At 68.9% G+C, this 19,749-nt stretch carries 19 protein-coding genes; 3 read left to right on the forward strand and 16 right to left on the reverse strand.

The window, feature by feature from the left end; all coding sequences use genetic code 11:
* Positions 1-2,633 (forward strand): TonB-dependent receptor (locus D180_RS01855; RefSeq protein ID WP_017911442.1); only part of this gene is annotated, 2,633 nt, incomplete at its 5' end.
* Between the two features lie 302 nt (positions 2,634-2,935).
* Here D180_RS01855 and D180_RS01860 read toward each other — a convergent pair.
* Together D180_RS01860 and arfB are read right to left on the reverse strand one after the other, a co-directional pair.
* Entirely contained in the window at positions 2,936-3,490 is a 555-nt protein-coding gene (locus D180_RS01860) for a lysophospholipid acyltransferase family protein (protein ID WP_017915508.1), read from the reverse strand.
* Between the two features lie 51 nt (positions 3,491-3,541).
* Positions 3,542-3,973 carry an alternative ribosome rescue aminoacyl-tRNA hydrolase ArfB gene (gene arfB / locus D180_RS01865; protein WP_017907723.1) on the reverse strand — a complete coding sequence of 144 codons (432 nt, stop codon included), beginning with the start codon at positions 3,971-3,973 and terminating at the stop codon, positions 3,542-3,544.
* Positions 3,974-4,137: 164 nt separating this feature from the next.
* Here arfB and D180_RS01870 point away from each other — a divergent pair, with 164 nt between their 5' ends.
* Positions 4,138-4,662 (forward strand): DUF2059 domain-containing protein, encoded by a 525-nt coding sequence (locus D180_RS01870; protein ID WP_017911443.1) that lies wholly within the window; start codon positions 4,138-4,140, stop codon positions 4,660-4,662.
* A gap of 139 nt (positions 4,663-4,801) precedes the next feature.
* Here D180_RS01870 and D180_RS01875 read toward each other — a convergent pair whose 3' ends face one another.
* From D180_RS01875 to oleC, 9 genes are all read right to left on the reverse strand, one after another.
* Positions 4,802-5,131 carry a hypothetical protein gene (locus D180_RS01875; protein ID WP_043090301.1) on the reverse strand — a complete coding sequence of 110 codons (330 nt, stop codon included), beginning with the start codon at positions 5,129-5,131 and terminating at the stop codon, positions 4,802-4,804.
* A gap of 320 nt (positions 5,132-5,451) precedes the next feature.
* The gene (locus D180_RS01880) at positions 5,452-6,225 is read right to left on the reverse strand and encodes a pseudouridine synthase (RefSeq protein ID WP_017911445.1); all 774 of its coding nucleotides are present in this window, start codon (positions 6,223-6,225) and stop codon (positions 5,452-5,454) included.
* Between the two features lie 167 nt (positions 6,226-6,392).
* Entirely contained in the window at positions 6,393-6,968 is a 576-nt protein-coding gene (locus D180_RS01885) for a class I SAM-dependent methyltransferase (protein WP_198526498.1), read from the reverse strand.
* A 26-nt stretch (positions 6,969-6,994) separates the two neighbouring features.
* On the reverse strand, positions 6,995-8,653 hold the full coding sequence (gene ubiB / locus D180_RS01890; protein ID WP_017911447.1) for a ubiquinone biosynthesis regulatory protein kinase UbiB: 1,659 nt from the start codon (positions 8,651-8,653) through the stop codon (positions 6,995-6,997).
* The gene (locus D180_RS01895; protein ID WP_017911448.1) at positions 8,650-9,291 is read right to left on the reverse strand and encodes an SCP2 sterol-binding domain-containing protein; all 642 of its coding nucleotides are present in this window, start codon (positions 9,289-9,291) and stop codon (positions 8,650-8,652) included. The genes ubiB and D180_RS01895 overlap by 4 nt, the downstream gene beginning before the upstream one ends.
* A gap of 79 nt (positions 9,292-9,370) precedes the next feature.
* Positions 9,371-11,326: a S9 family peptidase gene (locus tag D180_RS01900; protein WP_043090302.1), complete on the reverse strand. Its 1,956-nt coding sequence runs from the start codon at positions 11,324-11,326 to the stop codon at positions 9,371-9,373.
* Between the two features lie 178 nt (positions 11,327-11,504).
* Complete coding sequence (locus D180_RS22705; RefSeq protein ID WP_003468167.1) at positions 11,505-11,663, reverse strand: DUF1328 domain-containing protein; 159 nt, start codon at positions 11,661-11,663, stop codon at positions 11,505-11,507.
* A gap of 63 nt (positions 11,664-11,726) precedes the next feature.
* Positions 11,727-12,737 (reverse strand): 2-alkyl-3-oxoalkanoate reductase, encoded by a 1,011-nt coding sequence (gene oleD, locus D180_RS01910; RefSeq protein ID WP_017911450.1) that lies wholly within the window; start codon positions 12,735-12,737, stop codon positions 11,727-11,729.
* A 100-nt stretch (positions 12,738-12,837) separates the two neighbouring features.
* On the reverse strand, positions 12,838-14,499 hold the full coding sequence (oleC, locus tag D180_RS01915; RefSeq protein ID WP_043090305.1) for an olefin beta-lactone synthetase: 1,662 nt from the start codon (positions 14,497-14,499) through the stop codon (positions 12,838-12,840).
* A 145-nt stretch (positions 14,500-14,644) separates the two neighbouring features.
* Between oleC and D180_RS01920 the strand changes: the two genes are divergently transcribed.
* A complete protein-coding gene (locus tag D180_RS01920) occupies positions 14,645-15,019 on the forward strand; it encodes a YkgJ family cysteine cluster protein (protein WP_017911452.1) in 375 nt (124 codons plus the stop codon).
* Positions 15,020-15,196: 177 nt separating this feature from the next.
* Here D180_RS01920 and D180_RS01925 read toward each other — a convergent pair whose 3' ends face one another.
* The 5 genes from D180_RS01925 to D180_RS01945 all read right to left on the reverse strand — a co-directional run bounded on the left by D180_RS01925 (position 15,197) and on the right by D180_RS01945 (position 19,630).
* The gene (locus D180_RS01925; protein WP_017911453.1) at positions 15,197-15,676 is read right to left on the reverse strand and encodes a hypothetical protein; all 480 of its coding nucleotides are present in this window, start codon (positions 15,674-15,676) and stop codon (positions 15,197-15,199) included.
* 235 nt (positions 15,677-15,911) lie between these two features.
* Positions 15,912-16,817: an alpha/beta fold hydrolase gene (locus D180_RS01930; protein WP_017911454.1), complete on the reverse strand. Its 906-nt coding sequence runs from the start codon at positions 16,815-16,817 to the stop codon at positions 15,912-15,914.
* 85 nt (positions 16,818-16,902) lie between these two features.
* The gene (locus D180_RS01935) at positions 16,903-18,075 is read right to left on the reverse strand and encodes a Fic family protein (RefSeq protein WP_192578980.1); all 1,173 of its coding nucleotides are present in this window, start codon (positions 18,073-18,075) and stop codon (positions 16,903-16,905) included.
* 118 nt (positions 18,076-18,193) lie between these two features.
* Complete coding sequence (locus D180_RS01940; RefSeq protein WP_017907736.1) at positions 18,194-19,210, reverse strand: 3-oxoacyl-ACP synthase III; 1,017 nt, start codon at positions 19,208-19,210, stop codon at positions 18,194-18,196.
* A gap of 102 nt (positions 19,211-19,312) precedes the next feature.
* Entirely contained in the window at positions 19,313-19,630 is a 318-nt protein-coding gene (locus tag D180_RS01945) for a DUF4156 domain-containing protein (RefSeq protein ID WP_017907737.1), read from the reverse strand.
* Positions 19,631-19,749 lie beyond the last annotated feature (119 nt).

Raw genomic sequence — 19,749 nt, forward strand, 5'->3', positions numbered from 1 at the left:
GCTCGCGCATCCCGCGCACGCAGGTGGAAGGCCCCGCGCCGATCAGCGTGATCAGCGCCGAGCAGATCAAGGCCAACGGCTTCACCTCGGTGCCGGACGTGCTGCGCGCGATGACCCAGAACGGCGGCGAGACGCAGAGCCCGCAGTCGGCCAGCGGCGCGGACTTCTCGCCCGGCGCGCAGCAGGTGGACCTGCGCGGGCTCGGCCCCAACCACACCCTGGTGCTGGTCAACGGCCGCCGCATCGCCGACTTCCCGATGCCGTTCAAGGGCCGCAGCAACTTCACCGACATCTCCAACATCCCGCTGGGCATGATCGACCGCATCGAGATCCTGACCGGCAGCGCCTCGGCGATCTACGGCTCGGACGCGATCTCCGGCGTGGTCAACTTCATCCTCAAGAAGCACGCCGACGGCACCACGCTGGACTACCGTTTCGGCGACACCACCCGCGGCGGCGGCGAGAGCTTCAACCTCAGCCTCAGCAGCGGTTGGTCGCGCGGCAATTTCGACGCGGTGTTCGGCGCCGAACTGGTCTCGCAGACGCCGCTGTGGGCCTACCAGCGCAGCCGCCAGGACAGCACCCTGGACGGCCCCACCGCACGCTCGCAGGTGCCGCGCCGCACCTTCCTGCGCACCGACGGCAACGACGACTACCTGGACCCGGGCGCGGACACCTGCGCGGCGGTGTCCGGCCTCAACGGCGGCAGCACCGGCTACGCCACCCGCCCGGGCTACGGCGCGTTCTGCGGCAGCAGCGCCTCGATCGGCTACGGCACCATCACCAACAAGCGCCGCGGCCTCAACGGCTACGCCTCGCTGCGCTACGCCTTCGACAACGGCAGCGAGTGGTTCGCCGACGTGCAGGTGGGCTACCACGAGCTGTCGCTGTTCCGCGACGTGACCCAGTGGGGCTACATGGCCCCGGACGGCAACGAGGAAGGCTATTTCTACAACCAGGCCACCGACCAGGTGGAAGCCTGGGGGCGCCAGTTCAGCCCGGAAGAAATGGGCGGTCTCAACGCCGGCACCATCCGCACCCGGCAGAAGACCTTCAGCGTCACCACCGGTTTCAAGGGCCACCTCGGCGCGGACTGGGACTACGAGACCAGCCTCAGCCACTCGCAGTACCAGGCCACCATCAGTTGGCCGCAGATCGTCGCCGCGCGCGCCAACGCGCTGTTCCTCGGCCCGCAGCTGGGCGTGGACGAAGACTCGGGGCTGCCGATCTTCAACGCCGACCCGCAGCGCCTGTACACGCCGCTGAGCCGCACCGAGTACGACAGCATCGCCCAGCGCACGGTGTATCAGCCGCGCTCGCGCACCGACACCCTCGCCTTCACCGCCACCAACACCGCGCTGTTCTCGCTACCCGGCGGCGATGCCGGCATGGCCGCGACCGCCGAATTCGGCAACCAGGCCTACAACCTGCGCCCGGATCCGCTGGCCACGCAGTACTACTACTACAGCTGGAAGGACTCCGACGGCCACGGCAGCCGCAACCGCTGGGCGCTGGCCAGCGAGCTGCGCCTGCCGGTGCTGTCGACGGTGTCGCTGAGCCTGGCCGGACGCTACGACCAGTACCGCTTCGCCGGGCGCTCGCTGGGCAAGTTCACCTACAGCGGCGGGCTGGAGTGGCGGCCGGTGGACACGCTGCTGGTGCGCGCCTCCTACGGCACCGCGTTCCGCGCCCCCGACCTGCATTACGTGTATGCCGGCCCCGGCAACGACGAGACCACCGGCGTGGACTACTACCGCTGCGCCAGCGAGGAACCGGGCGTGGCGATCCAGGACTGCAGCTACAACGAGGAGGCGGTGATCCGCGGCCGCAGCGGCAACCGCGCGCTGAACCCGGAGAACAGCACCTCGTGGACCGCCGGCCTGGTGTGGTCGCCGATGGCCGACCTGGACCTGTCGGTAGACTACTTCAACATCGACATGCGCGACCAGGTGCAGGACCTGCGCGTGGACCAGGTGCTGCGCGACGAGGCCGACTGCCGCCTCGGCGTGCTGCAGGCCACCTCCACCACCTGCCAGCAGGCGCTGGCACGGGTCACCCGCAGCGCCGACGGCCGCCTGTACGGGGTCTACGTCAACCCGATCAACATCGCCCGCGAACGCACCAACGGCATCGACCTCAGCGCGCAGTACCGCCTCGACACCGGCATCGGCACCTTTCGCCTGAGCGGCAACTACACCTGGGTGCGCCGCCACGACATCCAGGTGTACGCCGGCGAAGCGATGGTGGACGAGTTCGCGGTCAACAGTGGCTACGACATCCCGCGCACCAAGGCCAGCGCCAGCGTGTCCTGGGAGCGCAACGCCTGGACCGCGACGCTGCACGGCGAACGCCTGGGACGCCTGCCGACCTCCGATTCCTACGACCAGGTCTACGACCCGGAGAGCGGCGACAGCCCGTGGATCGGCGCCACCTACCGCTACAACGCCTCGCTGCAGTACCGCTTCACCGACCACGCGCAGCTGTCGCTGACGGTGACCAACCTGTTCGACAAGATGCCGCCGCACGACCGCACTTATACATCGTACCCGTACTACGACGTGTCCTGGTTCGACACCGTGGGCCGCAGCGTGTACCTGCAGTACACGCAGAAGTTCGGCGGCAGCGCGCTGTAGCGCGGGGGTCAAGGCCTGCATGTGGGAGCGGCGTCAGCCGCGACGAGCGAAAGGTCAGCTGACACCGTCCGTCGTCGGGACTGAAGTCCCTCCCACAGTGCAGCCCTCCAGCGATCCTGGCACCGCACTTGTGGGAGCGGCTTCAGCCGCGACGAGTGAAGACCAAAGCCACCTGGTACATTGCTGCGTCGGGACTGAAGTCCCTCCCACAACAACATCCGACCCATGCGCTGCTCCTACGGCATCGGTTGGCGCCGTGGGGCAAAACGGCGGATGGCGCCGCGGTCAGCCGCCGCTGTCGCTTACAACGTATCGCGATGCTTGCCGCGCCACGGCCGGTACCATTCGCGGATCGCGGCGATGTCCGCCTGCATGTCCTCGCCGGTCCACACCACCTCGCCGAGGCCGACGGTGCGGCTGGGGTAGTCGAAGTACACCGGGAAAATCGGCACCTGCGCGCCGTGGGCGATCTTCCAGAACCCGGTCTTCCACTTCTCCACACGCTTGCGCGTGCCCTCGGGGGTGATCACGTACCACATGCGTTCGGCACCGCGGATCAGCGCCACCGCCTGTTCGACCACGCCGCGCGGCGAGTTGCGGTCCAGCGGGATGCCGCCGAGCCTGCGCAGCAGCGGTCCCAGCGGCCACCAGAACAACTGGGTCTTGCCCAGCACGCGCACCTCGAAGCCGACCGCGAACTTGACTGCGAAGCCCAGGAACCCGTCCCAGTTGGACGAATGCGGGGCCACGATCATCACCAGCTTGGGCACGTTGGGGAACTCGCCCACGACCCGCCAGCCGGTCAGCCGCAAGGCGGTGCGGCCGAGCCAGCGCATGAAGCGGCTGGGCCTGACCATCGGCATGTTCGGGGGCGCTGCGGGCAGGCGGTAATCGCGTTCGGTCAAAAGTCACTCCCAGCGGCCGGGCGAGCGGCCGCGTTTGATCTGGCTGCGCTCGCGCTTGGCGTCCAGGCGTCGCAACTTGGCGCCGTGCGAGGGTTTGGTGGCGATGCGCCGCTTCGGCACCGACAGCCCGGCGGCGATGAACTCGGCCAGGCGCTGGCGCGCATCGTCGCGGTTGCGGTCCTGGGTACGGAAGCGCTGCGCATCGATCACCAGCACCCCGTCGGCGGTGATGCGGCGGTCGCGCCGCGCCAGCAGGCGCGCACGCAGCGGCTCCGGCAGCGACGGCGAGCCGGCCAGGTCGAAACGCAACTCGACCGCGGTGGCGACCTTGTTGACGTTCTGCCCGCCGGCGCCGCTGGCGCGCACGAAGCGCTCGACGATTTCGTCCTCCGGAATCGTCAGGCTGCTCGAGATGTGGATGGCCCCGTTACCCATGGCGCGGATTGTAGGGTATTCGCCGGACCGCCCGGTTTCCGCGTCGGCGCCGCCTGAACGAGCCAGGGAGCGGACGCCGGCCGGTCGCACGTCCCCACGCGCGGCGGCGGCGGCGCGGCGATTGCCGTATTCTGGCCGCCGGTCATCGTTCTGCAGGATGCTCCATGCCCCCGATTCCACGCTTCTTCCAATGGCCGCAGCGCCTGCTGCTGGCCTTGCTGCTGGCCCTGGCCGCCCTCCCTGCGCTGGCCGAACCGCCCACCGATGCCGACGTCAACCGCCTGCTGTCGGCCTCGCGCGCGCAGAACATGCTCGACACCATGCTGCCGCAGATCGAGGCGATGCAGCGCCAGCAGTTCGCCCAGCTCACCGCGCAGCACCCGCTCGACGCCGCGCAGCAGCAGAAGCTGCAGCAGATCCAGGAGCGTACCCAGGCCACCGTGCGCAAGGCGCTGTCCTGGCAGGAAATGCGTCCGCTCTACGTCAACCTGTACAAGCAGACCTTCTCCAAGCAGGAGGTGCTGGCGATGGCCGAGTTCTACGAGAGCCCGGCCGGCCAGAGCCTGCTCGACAAGACCCCGCAGTTGATGCAGAACCTGATGGGCGCGATCCAGCAGAAGATGACCCCGCTGTTCGCCGACCTGCAGAAGGACCTGGAACAGACGGTCAACGCGCCGCCGGCCAAGTAACGCGGCATCGATTTTGCGCTGTCGTAGGAGCGGCTTCAGCCGCGACCGGGATGCGTCGGGAACGCCCGGTCGCGGCTGAAGCCGCTCCTACGTTGGTTGGGCGGAACAGTGCAGAAAAAAAGCTGTTACGTGGCTCGTGCTACCGGTAGATGTAGATCGACTGCAGTTTGCTGCCCCAGCCTTTGCAACCGATACTCGTCGGCACCTCCAAACGCACCTTCTTGCCGGTGGTGAGCGCCGTCATCGCCGCGGCGTACACCTCCTTGCCGTTGGGCTGCGAGGTATCGATGGTGAACGTGAGCGTGCCGCATAAGGCGTCCGAATCCACCTCGATGTAGACCATCGAGTCGCCGATATAGGGCCGGAGCGAAACGACGCTCACCAGATCGCTCGTAGGCTCCGCCTGCGCCAGCGCGGCAGCGCCCAAAAAAAGTAGCACCACCGACCAGGGTGCGCGCGTTTGTTTCATGTCTTCCCCCTTTGTTAGACATCCACTTCAGTCGATGCGCGACACACGCAGAAGCGCAGTCGAGCCTGACCACTTGCCACATCCGGTAGTGTGCGCTTTCCGACCTCAGCGCGAACCGGGCATCGCTTTCGCGCGTCGAACGCCAAACTGCAGCGCTTTCCCCGCACGCATGCGCTGCGACGCCTGGCGGCGTTTCTCCCCCGATCGGCCGCATTGTGATGAGACCACGTGACTTGCGTCAACGAACGTCGATGCTTTCACCGAGATGATCGACGCAGCGGTACAGACCATGTGCACTCACCGATCCGCTATCCCACTGCTTACCTACTCGCATCCACCCGCCACGGCGCCGCATCCCATCCGAACAACCCGAACGCCCGCACGAATTCCGCATCCAGCGGCGCCGTCACCGTGATCCGATGGCCGTCCGGGTGCGGGAACGCCAGGCGTTCGGCGTGCAGCAGCATGCGGTGCACGCCCTGCATGCGGAAGATGCGATTGTGGCGGCCATCGCCATGGCTGGTGTCGCCGATCAGGTGATGCGAGAGGTGCTTGAGGTGGCGGCGGATCTGCCGGAAGCGCCCGGTCACCGGGCTGCAGCGCAGCAGCGCATAGCGCGAGGTGGCGAACTCGCCCGAGGGTACCTGCAGTTCGCCGCAGGCCAGGCGCTCGAAGCGGGTCTGCGCCGGTTTCTTCAGCGGCTTGCCGGGGCCGCCGTCGAGGTCGTGGTCGACCTCGAAGCGGTCTTCGGCCGGCCAGCCGCGGCAGATCGCCAGGTAATCCTTGTCCACCTCGCCGCCCATCAGCGCCTTGCCCAGCACGCTGGCGGTGTCGCGGTCGAAGGCCAGCAGCAGGCAACCGCTGGTGGCACGGTCGAGCCGGTGCACCAGGAAGATCGGCCGGCCCAGCTGTGCGCGCAGACGGTCGGCGAGGAAATCGTCCTCGCCGCGGGCGAGCTTGCTGTCGTGGACCATCAGCCGGGCGGGCTTGTCGACCACGGCCAGCAGTGGGTCTTGATAGAGGATCTGCAGGGAATCGGCGTCGGTATTCACTGCCGGATTATCCGCGCCGTGCCGCGGCGCGACAATGCGCATTGCAGGAACGAGGCGCGCATGTGGGTGGCGCTGAGCGGCCGCGTCCGCTGCACTCTCGCTCACGACAACGGCCCCCATGGCACCGATGACGACGTGGCGGCAACTCGCGCCGACGGTTGCTTGACCCGACGACGCACGTCGCAGGCAGGCACGCCGCCGCGCTGCGCCTACGCGTCCTTGACCGCCAGCAGTTCGCCGTTGCCGACCGGCAGCGTGGTGCAGGTGAACGCGGCATCGGCATCCAGCAGCGCGGCGAACGGCGCCATCTCCGTCGCGTGCGACAGCGCGTTGTCCACGACCAGCAGACCGCCCGGCCGCAACACGCGACGCAACTGCGGCCACCAGTCGCAATACAGGGTGCGCTCGGCATCCAGGAATACCAGGTCGAACGCGGCCGACGCCGCGTCGGCCAGCCAGACGCCGGCATCCGTGCGGACCAGATCGATACAGCCTTGCACGCCGGCACTGGCGAAGTTGCGCTGCGCCAGCGCGATCTTGTGCGCGGCGTATTCCAGCGTAGTCACACTGCCGCCCAGCGCCGCCGTGGCCTCGGCCAGCCACAGCGTGGAATAGCCGTTGGACGTGCCGATCTCCAGCACCCGCCGCGCACCCATGGCGCGCACCAGCACGGCCAGCAGCTCGCCGGTCTCCGGGGTGATATTGAGCAGGCGCTGCGCGCGCTCGGACTGGCCTGCGTCGTGGCGCGGACCTTCCGCACCGAGCGCGTCGCGCACCGCGTGCAGCCGCGCGCGATCCAGCGCCGTCACGCTCAGCGCCGCCACCACGCCGACAGCAGGGCCGCGGTGCCGGCACCGCCGCTGATCCAGGCCCACAGCGACACCCCGCCCAGCTGCGGCCCGCCCGCGTCGAGCGCGTACAGCAGCGTGGCCACGGTGAGCAGGCCGACGCCGGCGATCGCCGCCACCACCCGCCGCTGCATGCGCCGCACCAGCAGGTTGAGTTCGAACAGATCGCGCGAGCGCATCGACAGTTCGTGCCGGCCCTCGACCTGCTGGCGCAGCCAGCCGTGGATCAGCCGCGGCATGTCCGGTGCGTGGGTCATGATCTCCGGCAGGCGCTTGCGCAGTTCGTGCAGCGCGCGCTGCGGGCTGTAGCGCTCGATCAGGATGCGCTCGAGCACCGGCCGCGCCACCGCCCAGATGTCCAGTTCCGGGTCGAGCTGGCGGCCGACGCCTTCGATGTTGAGCAGGGTCTTCTGCAGCAGGATCAGCTGCGGCTGCAGGGTCAGCTGGTAGCGCTGGGCCACGCGGAACAGCTTGATCAGCACCTCGGCCAGCGAGATCTGCGACAGCGGCCGGGTGAAGTACGGCTCGCACACCGAGCGCGCCGCCGCCTCCAGCTCGTCGATGCGCACGTTGGCCGGCATCCAGCCCGCCTCCACGTGCAGCTCGGCCATGCGCCGGTAATCCTTGTTGAAGATGGCCATGAAGTTCTCGGCCAGGTAGTACTGATCTTCCTGCGAGAGCTGGCCCATGATGCCGAAGTCCAGCGCGATGAAGCGCGGGTTGTCGCGGCGCGCCGGGTCGCTGTCGACCCAGATGTTGCCGGCGTGCGCATCGGCGTGGAAGAAGTTGTCGCGGAACACCTGGGTGTAGAACACCCGCACGCCCTTGGCCGCCAGCGCGCGGCGGTCGATGCCCGCGGCGTCCAGCGAGGCGATGTCGTCGGAGGGGATGCCGCGCACCCGCTCCAGGGTCAGCGCGCGCTCGGCGGTGTGGGTCCAGATCACCTCCGGCACGTACAGGTCGTCCGAATGCAGCCAGAAGCGGCGCAGCACGCTGGCGTTGGCGCCCTCGCGCTGCAGGTCCAGCTCCGCGGCCAGGGTGGTCTCGATCTCCGCCACCACCTCGCGCGGGCGGATCTTGTCGGCGCGCGGATGGGTGCGTTCGACCAGCGCGGCGGCCGATTTCAGCAAGGCGATGTCGGCATCGATCTGCCGCTCGATGTCCGGGCGCAGCACCTTGACCACCACTTCGCGGCCGTCGTGCAACGTCGCCGCGTGCACCTGCGCGATCGAGGCCGAGGCCAGCGGCTCGGTGTCGAAGGTCGCGAACGCCACCGCGATCGGCCGCCCCAGCGCCTGCTCGACGATGCGCCGCGCGGCCTCGCCGTCGAACGGGCGCACCCGGTCCTGCAGCAGGGTCAGCTCCTCGGCCACGTCCGGCGGCATCAGGTCGCGGCGGGTGGAGAGGATCTGCCCGAACTTGACGAAGATCGGCCCCAGGTCCTGCAGCGCCAGGCGCAGCCGGGCGCCGCGCGACTGCGCGGCGATGTCGGGGCTGGCGCGCGGCACGAACGGCTTGGCCAGGCGCAACCAACGCTCGGCCGGGGTGCCGTCGAGCAGGTCGTCCAAGCGATAGCGCAGGATCACCCGGCCGATGCGGCTGGCGCGGAACATCGCCTTCATGCGCCGCGCTCCGGCTGCAGCCGCGCCACCCGTGCGGCCAGGCGTTCGATGTCGTCGCGCAGCACGTCGACGTCGTCGTAGAAAGCCTCCAGCTCGGCGCGCGCGACCACGTCGCGCGACTCCTCGGTGACATATTCGGCCGCGCTCTGCGCCAGATCCTGCGCACTGCGCCGGGCCTGCTGCAGCGCCGAACGCGCGGTGTTGGCCACCTGCACGCCGAGCACCTCGCCGAACACCTGCACGAACGGCCGCTGCCAGTCCGGATCGAAGCGCGTCGCCAACTGCTGCAGGCGCCGCGCCAGTTCGGCATCGCCGGAGACCCGCACCCGCCCGCCGGGGCCGCCGGGGCGCCGCGCCTGCGCCAGGAACGGCAACTGCGCGAGGAGGCCGCCGAGGGTGCTGCGCACCGCCAGCTCCGGCTCCTGCGCCGGATCCACCGGGCCGACCCGCAGGTGCGTACCGTCGACACGGATCTGCAGCGCCAGCGCCGGCGCCTCCAGGGTCAGCGCCACGCGCTGGCCGTCGAGGTCGCGCAGGGCCTCGCCGGTTTCCGGGTCCAGCGCCAGCGCGCGATTGAGCGCCGCTTCCAGCGCGCGGCCGGCCAGGGGCTTGAGAGCATCGAGGGGGGATCCAGACATCCCCGCATTCTAGCGGCAGACACGTCGCAAGGCCGTGCGCGGGGCGAGACAGATGTCCCGCCCGCTGCGCCGCGCGCCACTACTGCGCCTGCGCGCCGCCCAGGTGCTTGCTCAGGAACGCCAGCAACTGCGTGTAGTAGGCGCGCCGGTGCGGCTCGGTATAGAAGCCGTGGCCCTCGTTGGGGAAATACAACGACTCCACCGGCACCCCGGCCTTCTTCAACGCCTTCTCCATGCGCTCGGTGTGTTCGATCGGCGCACGCTCGTCCTTGCCGCCGGCCGCCAGGAACACCGGCACGCGGATGCGCGCGGCCAGATTGACCGGCGACCGCGCCGCCAGGCTGTCGCGTTCGCCCAGCCAGTCGCCGGCCCAGGCCTTGGTCCAGCGCGCGTACCTGGCCTGGTCGCGGTACATGGTCTCCAGGTCGTAGACGCCGACATAGCCGGCCGCACAGCGGTATAGGTCCGGCTCCTTCGCCGCGCCCATCAGCGCGGCATAGGCGCCGTAGCTGGCGCCGTAGATGCAGATGCGTGCGGCGTCGGCGATACCCTGGTCGATCGCCCAGCGGGTGGCGTCGGTGAGATCGTCCTGCATGCGCCCGCCCCACTCCCGTGCACCGGCCTGGGTATAGGCGCGGCCGTAGTTGCCCGAGCCACGGTAGTTGACCCGCAACACCGCGTAGCCGGCCGCAGCCAGCACCTGCGCATCATCGTCGAATTCCCAGCCATCGAAGAGTCCGAACGGCCCGCCATGCGGCAACAGCACCATCGGCAGCGGCTTGCCGGCCGGCGCCTGCAACGGCAGGGTCAGATAGCCGTACAGGGCCATCCCATCCCTGGCCTTGAAGGCGACCTCGCGGGTCGACGGCATCCGCTCCGGTACGAACCATTCGCGCCGACTGAACACCCGCTTGGCCGATTTGTCGACGGTGTCGAACAGAAAGTAATCGCCGTTGTTGCGATCGCTCCACACATAGAGCATCAGCAGGCGTCGATCGGCGGTGGCGGAAGTGATGAACACCGCATCGCCGTTGAAGGCCTGCTCCAGCGCGCGGTACAGCCGCGCCGTCGGCGCGGTCTCGTCGAAGAAGCGGTTGTGCACACGGTCGCTCATGAACGACACGCCGATCGGGGTGCGGCCGTCCAGGTCGCGCAGCACCTGGTAGGGATCGACCTTCGCATCGCGCAGCAGCGGCGTGGCGCGGTCGCTCTGCGGATCCCATGCCACCACCGTATCGGGCCCCTCGGCCTGCTCCACCTGCAGGTAGGCGATCCTGTCGTCCGCGGAAAAGCCGAGCGGGAAGCTGCGATGCCCGCTGCTGGCCTCGTCGTTGATCAGCTTCCACGGACTGGCGTCGTCGTTGCGGTAGAAAAGCTTGTTGGTGTTGCTGCCGGTCTCGGCACCCTGCGCGAAGCGCACGTGGCCGCCGTGATCGGTGACGAAGTCCGCACGCGCCACCGGGGCGCGCGCCACCGGCGTGCGTCGGTGGTTGTAGATGTCGAGCCTGTCCACATGCACGGTGGGGTCCTTGGTCTGCTCCACCACCGACACCAGCACCGCGCGCGGGTCGTCCGGCAAGGTGTCGAGCATGAACACCGACGGATCCAGGCCGGCCTTGTAGGTGACGCCGTTGACGCTGTCGTTGAGCCCGTAGGGGCTGGCCAGCAAGCGCGCATTCTTGCCGTCGGCATCGATGGCATGCAGCTGGCCGATCGCCACGGGGCGGTCCAGTGCGCCCAGGCGCTCGGCCATCGACACCACGATGCGCTCGTCGCTGGCCCACCAGTAGTCGTGCACCACCGAATCGGCCTGGCCCATGATCTTGGCCGAGACCTGCTTGTCGCTGCGCCGGATCACCGCCAGCACGGTGCGGTCCTCGAGCGGTGCGATCACTGCATAGTAGGCGCCAGTCGGGGAGATCTTGACCCGGTCGAACTGGTCGCGCTGCAGATACGGCGCCAGGTCCACCGGCGGCACCTGCGCGCACGCGCTCCCCGCAAGCGCAAGGCCTGCCCACACGATCCACGCTCGCATTCGATCCGCCCCTGTCCCCTGAGCGGAGGATGGTGACAAGCGCCGAGCGGAACGTCCAGCCCTGCCCCATCGCGCTGCCTCCGGGCGGCAGGCGCCCTCGCGGCGCGGAGCCCAGAAACGACTTGCCCGCGACGCAGGGCGCCGCGGGCAAGCATCGACGTTGGATTGTCGCGGCGGACTACACCTTGCCGCGGCGGAACATCGAGATCACCGCCAGGATCAGGAACACGACGAACAGGATCCAGGCGATGTTGGTCGCCGCGCCGGCGATGCCGCTGAAACCGAGCACGGCGGCGATGATGGCGATCACGAAGAAGATGATGGCGTAATGCAGCATGGCAATGTCCAGAAGGTTGTCGTGCCGAATCGGCGCGGCATCATCTTCGGAAACGCGTGGTCGTCAGCGGGTGACGGACGTGTCGTGGCGCCATGACGACGCCAGCCGCTGCAGTCCCTGCTCGATGCTTACCTGCGGCACGTAGCCGAAGTCGCGCCGCGCCGGCTCCATGCTGTACCAGTGCGGGGTGCACAGCTGCTCGGCGAGGAACCGCGTCAGCGGCGGCTCGCCGCGCAGGCGCAGCAGCGGCCACAGGGTTTCGCAGGCGGCACCGATGCGGTAGGCGGCCTTGAACGAAAGCGTCCTGGTCACCGCCGGTGCGCCGACGGCGGCCAGCAGCTTGTTGAGCAGTTCGCGCATCGGCAACGGTTCGCCGTTGGAGATGAAGTAGGCCTTGCCGGCGCAGGGCGCGCCCACCGCCAGGTGCTCGAAGGCATCGAAGTGCGCCTGTGCGGCGTTGTCGATGTAGGTGGAATCGACCTTGTTGTCGCCGCTGCCGACCAGACGCACGCGCCCGGCCTGCGCCCGCGCGACCAGCTTGGGCAGGATCTGGTTGTCGCCCGGCCCCCAGATCAGCCGCGGGCGCAGCGCCACCACCGCCAGCTGCGCGTCGTTGGCCGCGAGCACCATGCGCTCGGCGATCGCCTTGGTCGCCGCGTACGGCGCCTGGAAATCCTCGCCGTAGGGCACCTGGTCCGCGCCCAGGCCTTCGACCGGATGGGTGGCGCGGTGGGTCACGCTCGGTGTGGAGGTGTAGACCAAGCGCGACACGCCGTGCAGGCGGCAGGCCGCCAGCACGTTCTCGGTGCCGACCACGTTGGGCTGGTAGTAGCTGTCGTAGCTGCCCCAGGCACCGGCCTTGGCGGCGTTGTGGAACACCGCATCGGCGCCGGCCAGCGCATGCTGCAGCGCCTGCGCGTCGACCAGGTCGCCCCGCACCTGGGCCACGCCCAAGGCCTGCAGTTCCGGGTAGTGGCCGCGGTTGTAGCTGACCACCTGGTGCCCGCGCGCCACCAACCCGCGGCACAGCGCCTGGCCCAGGAATCCACCGCCACCGGTCACCACGATCTTCATCGCCACACTCCATGATCAGGGCGGCCATTCTGGGGCCGGCCATGCGCCGCGCCAACGGTGTCCTGCTGCGCAGGCGCGCCGGTGCACATGCTGCGCGCGCTCATTTGCGCTGTTCCGCGGCCCACAGCGCCAGCTTCTCGCGGCCGATCTTGGCGTTGTGGCGGATGTCCACCGGAAAGCCCGGGTGGCTCAGGAAGTCGACGATGCCGGCCGTGTGCGCATGCGCGGCAGCGGTATCGCGCAGTCGCTGCTGCAGCGCCTGCAGTTCAGGGCCGCTCGAGAGCATGGCGCCCACTTCCAGCTCGTAGCACAGCACCGGGCGCTGCTGCCCCGGCGCGCCGATGCCGACCAGGGCGGTGCGGCCGATGCCCGGCAGCGCGTTGAAGATCGGCTCCACCTGTTCGGTGTACAGCGGTCCCTGCGCGGTTTCCACGCGCTGGGTCTTGCGGCCGCAGAACCACAGCCGGCCCTGCGCGTCGAAATAGCCGACGTCGCCCATGCGGTGCACGACGCGCTCGCTGCCGTCGTCCAGGCGTTCGCGGATCTTGGCCAGGCGCGTGGCCGCATCGCGGTTGAAATAGGTGTCGGTGGCGGTCGGCCCGGCCACGGTGATCTCGCCGACGGTGCCGGTGGGGACTTCGCGCACGCCGCTCCACTCGGGAATCGCGGCGTCGTCGATGGCGATGATGCGCACCTGGTTGGGCGGCACCACCGTGCCGACGCAGGTGCCGGCACCGCGCTCGGTCGCCGCACGCGTGTCCTGCAGCTCGCGGCCCTCGATCACCGCCACCGGCAGGCACTCGGTGGCGCCGTAGGGCGTCCAGAACTGACCGTCCTCCGGCAGCAGGCTGCGGATCCGCGCCACCACGTCCGGCGGCACCGGCGCGCCGGCCGAGGTGGCGCAGCGCACGTTGGTCAACGGCTTGCCGTAGTCGGCCAGCACCCGCATCAGCGCCGGCGAGCCGAACAGCTGGGTCACGCCGAAGCGCTGCATCGCATCGTGCAGCTTGCGCGGATCGACCTTGGCCGGACGCGTCGGGTCCATGTCCGGGATCACCGAGGTCAGCCCCAGCGCCGGGTCGAACAGCGCGAACGGCGGGAAAGTCGGCAGATCGATCCCGCCAGGCTGCATGTCGAAGGCATTGCGCATCAGCTCGATCTGGCCGACGAAATGCCGGTGCCGGTAGACCACGCCCTTGGGCACGCCGGTGGAGCCGCTGGTGAACAGGATCGCGGCGACGTCGTCCGCGGCCGTGTCGGCCAGCTGGCTGCCGGCGCCCTGGCCGGCGCGCTCGATCCGCGCCAGCGTGGTGCCGCCCCAGGCCCAGCGCCGGCCGACGGTGACGATCCGCTTTGCCGAGCGCGCCCAGCCGAGCAGGCGCCGCGCCAGTTGCGCCAAGGGAATGCCGATGAAGGCCTCCGGCTGCGCCTCGTCCAGGCACTGCTTGAGCGCGCGCCGGTCGATGCCCGGATCGACCAGCACCGGCACCGCGCCGGCCTTGAACAGGGCGAACATGAGCAGGAAGAACTCCGGCGACGGCCGCACCATCACCACCGTGCGGGTGCCGCGGCCGATGCCGTAGGCGCCCAGGCCGGCGGCGATGGCATCGCTGCGCGCGTCCAGCTGCGCATAGCTCAGGGTCACGTCGTAGGCCGCCATGCCGCCGGGGCCGGGCCGGCCGGGGCAGCGCATGGCGATCTGGTCCGGGCGCTCGCGCGCCAGCCGCGGCAGCGTCGCCGCGATGTTGCAGGTCGTGGTCATGCGCCGATTATCGCCGATGCGCCCGGCCGCAGCCGACATCCCGGCCGCGGCCGCCGCGGCTGAATGCCGGCGTGCTTGCAGCGCGCCCCGGTTCGGTCAGAATGCCGCGCCCCCCACGCTGTTCGCCGCGCAAGGCCCGGCCGCCATGTCCCATCCCTGCCTCACCTGCGGCGCCTGCTGCGCCTACTTCCGCGTCAGTTTCCACTGGAGCGAAGCCGATCCCGCGCTGGGCGGCAGGGTCCCGTTCGAGCTGACCGAACCGCTGCGCACCCATGAGCGGGTGATGCGTGGCACCTCGCAGGCGCAGCCGCGCTGCATCGCCCTGGACGCGGACATCGGCCGCTACAGTCGCTGCAGCATCCACGAGCGGCGGCCGTCGGTGTGCGCCGCGGTACCGGCCTCGCTGGAGTTCGGCGAACGCAGCGCGCAGTGCGACAAGTCGCGGCTGGCGCACGGCCTGCCGCTGCTGACCCTGGCCGACTGGGACGGCGTAGTCGAACGCAATCTGCCAGACGCCTGAGCGGCGGCGCCGCCAGGACGGCAGGGAGGCCGTAGCATCTGCCCTTGTCGCCGCGGGACCAGCCGCGATCCGCGTTCCCGGCAACGCCCGGTCGCGGCTGAAGCCGCTCCTCCGCAAACTCCTGCAAACGCCCATCCTGGCGGCATCCGAAGCACGGCGGACGCGCGCCGCATCGGCTCAGCGGTGCTTCCACGCCGTCGGCACCGGATTGGTCACGGTGTTCTTTTCGAGGGTGTAGGTGCCGTTCTGCTGGGCGATGGCCTCGCCGGTGTCGACGATCGCGTTCTGGATGAAGACGTTCCTGTCCTCGCCACGGATGAAGGTCAACTGATGGAAGGCGGTCTTGTTGCCCCAGTCCTCGGACGGCAGCGAGATGAAGCGGATCGTGTAGGTCTGATCCTCGAAGCTGCCCTGCAGCACGTACACGCCGTAGTGGTTCTCGCCCTGCGAGATGATCTTGTACATGCCGTTGCTGTAGTAATAGATCTCCGCATCGGGGAACGGCTTCTTGTCGTACAGCTTGCGGTAGTGCAGCACCTGCTTCCAGGTGGGCTGGCCGAATCCGACCGTCAGCGTCTTGCCGTCCGCGGACGTGGTCAGGTCTTCCGCATGCGCACCAGGCACGCTCATCGCCGTCAACAGCATCGCCATCGCCATCGCTTTCACTCTCTGTCTCCTGTCCGATTGCGTGCAGCGTCCGCTTCCGCGCGACGCGCACGTCGGCGGCGACTGTACCCAGCCAACAATGTTGCATCACGGCAATCGGTAGCAGTTTGCGCGCGCCCGTGTAGACGATCCACGGCGCAACGCCGGCGGCAATCCCCTTCCTGCATGTGCGGCGCGCCGATAATGCGCGCCGCAGGAAGACGCCGGATCTGGCCGGCGTGCGTGCTCAGGACAGCGGATGTGCGTCCAGAAACCGGCGGATCGCCGGCACCAGCACCTCGTGCTTGTCTTCCAGCACGTAGTGGTTGGCATCCTCGAAGGCCATCACCTCGGCCTGCGGCAACGCGCGGCGGAAGCCTTCCAGGAAATGATGGTCGAAGCAGATGTCGCGCAGGCCCCAGCCGATGAAGGCGGGGCGATCGGCGAACGACGGCAATGCCTGCTCGGCCCGCGCCAGCAGCGACCAGGCCTTGTCCGCCGGCGACAGCGGAATGTCCTGCATGAAGCGGATCGTGGAAATGCGGTTGGCCCAATTGTCGTACGGCGCCACGTAGGCGCGACGCACATCGGCAGGCATGCGTCGCGACACGCCCAGCCACGACGCGCCCGAAGAGAACGCATTGAACGTGCGGATGAACCACTCGCCCGGGCGCCAGTGCCGGCCCATCGCGATCTGCCACGGCATCGGCTTGGCCGCCGGCAGCGGGAACGCCGCGGTATTGGTGATGACCAGGCGCCGCACCTGCGCATGGTGCGACAGCGCCCAACCGAAACCGATCATGCCGCCCCAGTCGTGCACCGCCAGCGTCACCGGCCCGTCGATGCGCAGATGCCGCAGCAACGCGTCCAGGTCGTCCACGCGCGACTGCAGGGTGTACTCGTAGCCCGGCCGCGCGCCCGGCGCATCGTCCGGCTTGTCCGACAGGCCCATGCCGATGTGGTCGGGCACGATGCAGCGGTAGCGGTCCGACAGCCCGCTCACCAGCGTGCGCCACAGATAGCTCCACGACGGATTGCCGTGCAGCATCACCACCACCTCGCCGTCGCGTGGGCCTTCGTCGAGATAGGACATGTGCAGCCCCGGGCGGACCTGGAGGCGCTGCGGGGTGAAGGGGTAGCCGGGGTAGTTCATGCGGGGGACCGATGCGAGATGGAAGAGGAAGACGGCACCGCCGCGGCGCATGATGCATTGCCGTCGGCGTGCGGCACTGGGGAACTCATAACGGCTGCGCACCCTCGCTGAGGATGTCCAGATAAGCCTGATAGGCGAACACGCGGTGCCGCTGCTGCCCGGTGAGTTCGTTGACGATGTCCAGATCCTGCAGGGTGCGGATGGCGGCACGGATCGTCGGTGCGCTGAGCGGCAAATGCGGCTGGACCTGTGGCACGCCCAGCAGGACACGACGGGCGAACTGCTCGTACACCAGGCCCACGTTGCCAGCGCGCGTTCCCAATCCGGCGATACGTGTGCGGTCGGCCGCCAGCAGCGCCAGCAGGCGCTGCGCGGTGGACACCGCCTGTTGCGCGGTGTCTGCAACGCCCTCGAGAAAGAAATCCAGCCAGCCTTCCCAGTCGCCCTCGGTGCGTACCGCGTTGAGGCGCTCGTAATAACGCGCGCGATGGCGCTTGAAGAACAGGCTCAGGTACAGGCTGGGCGCGCGCAGCACACCTTCGTTGCACAGGATCAACGCGATCAGCAGCCGCCCCAGCCTGCCGTTGCCATCGCTGAAGGGATGGATGGTTTCGAACTGCACATGTGCCAGGGCTGCCTTGACCATCGGCGAGACGTCGCGGCCCGGCGCGTGCAGGAAGCGCTCGAAGGCGGCCAGCACCGCATCCAGGGCTTCCGGCGGCGGCGGCACGAAGTGCGCCAACGCCGGCGAGGCACCGCCGATCCAGACCTGGCCCGAACGGAATTCGCCCGGACGTTTGCCGGCACCACGCCCACCTTGCAACAGCAGCGCGTGCATTTCGCGGATCAGGCGCAGCGACAGCGGGAAGTCATCCTCGCGCAAGCGCCGCAGCCCGTGGTTCAGCGCAGCGACGTAGTTGGAGACTTCTTCGACGTCGTCCAGAGGGACACCCGGTGCCTCGTCCAGTTCGAACAGCAGCAGATCGGACAGCGACGATTGCGTGCCCTCGATCTGCGAGGACAGGACCGCTTCCTTGCGCACGTAGTGGTAGAGGAACAGCTCCGGGTCCGGCAGCATCAGGGTGATGCCATCGAGGCGACCAAGCGCCTGGTCGGCCTGTTCCTTGCGCGCGATCAGCAGCGGCGCCGCCAACTGCAGCGGCGGCTCGGGCGGCAGCGGATCAGGAACGAACGCCTGATAACGGCTGCCCGCCAGCGACCCGGGGACATAGTGTCCGGTACAGCGTCGAGACGACATCAGGCAATCCTTGCCGTTGCCGGAGACGGCTCTTAGGAAAGAAATTTAGCAAATTTCTTTCTAAACACCCAAATACGGCGCGCAAGGAAAATTTGCGCGCCTGTCCTGCGCCTCTCGCTTACCAGACCACCTCGGCCATCGAGCAGTTCAAGCCCGAGCCGATGCCCATCAACGCGATCCGGTCGCCCTTCTTCAGGCGGCCCAGCTCGCGCAGCTTGCTCAGCACGATCGGCACGCTGGCCGGGCCGATGTTGCCGTATTCGCCGAAGATGGTCATGACCTTCTTCTGGTCGATCCCGAAGCTCTTCATGAAGGCCTTGGTGTGCGGAAGGCTGACCTGGTGGATGACGAACTGGTCCAGTTCGTCCACCGCCCACCCCAGCGCCTGCCGCGCGGCGGCGAAGGTCTTCTGGCCCAGCTTGAGGCCTTCGATCAGCAGCATGCGGGTGTCGGTGACCATGCGGTCCATGTTGCCCCGGCACAGGGTGTTCCACTGCGTGGCCGAGCGGGTCACGCCGCCGCGGTAGCGCGGCGCATCCGGTGCCAGGTCGGTACGCGCCATCACCATCGCCACGGCACCGCACCCCAGGGTCAGGGTCGCCATTTCGTCGCGGAAGGCGTCGGCGGTCAGGTCCTGCGAGGCCATCCGCTCCAGGGTCTTCTCGTACACCAGGTTGGCGGTCTCGCCATCGACCACCATCGCATAGTCGATATCGCCACGCTCGATCATGCGCGCCGCGATGTCCATGCCGTTGATGAAGGCCAGGCAGGCGTTGGCGACGTCGAAGGTCATGCACTGCTCGCTCACGCCCAGATTGCCGGCGACGATGCTGGCGGTGGACGGCTCCAGGTAATCGCGACTCACCGACGTGTTGACCAGCAGCCCGACCTGCCCAGCCTCGATGCCCGCATCGCCCATCGCCTTGCGCGCCGCCAGCGTCGCCACGTCGGACGCCTGCAGGTCCTGGTCCCACATGCGCCGCGCGTGGACGCCGGCGATGTCGCCGAGCACGTCGGCCCGGATCCGCAGCCGGTCCAGGGTTGGCTGCAGGCGCGCGTTGATCTGCTTGGAGGTCAGCGTGTGCGGCGCGTCGATATGCGCCAGTCCCGCGATCGAGACGTTGGTGAAGAGCATCGAGGTGTACGCCAGGGTCAGGCGAGGGGGTGCCAATTCTAGCGGTTACACCGTTTTACCGCATCTTTAACAAATCCCCGGAAAGCGTATGGTCTGAGCGGTTCAGCGGCCGCCGCACTGGTAGGCGGTGAAACGCTGGTCGCCGTCGACCGGGTCGCCCATCGCCTGCACGGTGTTGGCGCCCACGCCAGGCGCCTCGTTGCGGGCCAGGGTCTCCAGCTCCTCGCGCACCCGCAGCGGGTTGCGCTGGTAGAAGCCGACGCTGCTCTTCACCGACACCACCACCTCGCCGCGCTTCTCGCAGCCGCTGGCGGCCTGACCGGGCGGCAGGACCCGTACCCCTTTGCCTTCCGGCGCCATCGGCACCCAGGTGCAGCCGGCGAGCGTGGCGAGCAGGACGAAGGCGATCGGTAGACGCATGGACGGGCCCGTTGGCAGGTGAATCCGGATTGTGCCGCAAAACGCTGAATCGGCCATGACACCGTCGGCCCGCCGGCGCCGGCAGGCGGCGCGCGCCGGCCATCGCCGACGCGCACCTG

This window comes from Xanthomonas sp. SHU 166, assembly GCF_000364685.1.
Taxonomy (GTDB): domain Bacteria; phylum Pseudomonadota; class Gammaproteobacteria; order Xanthomonadales; family Xanthomonadaceae; genus Xanthomonas_A; species Xanthomonas_A sontii.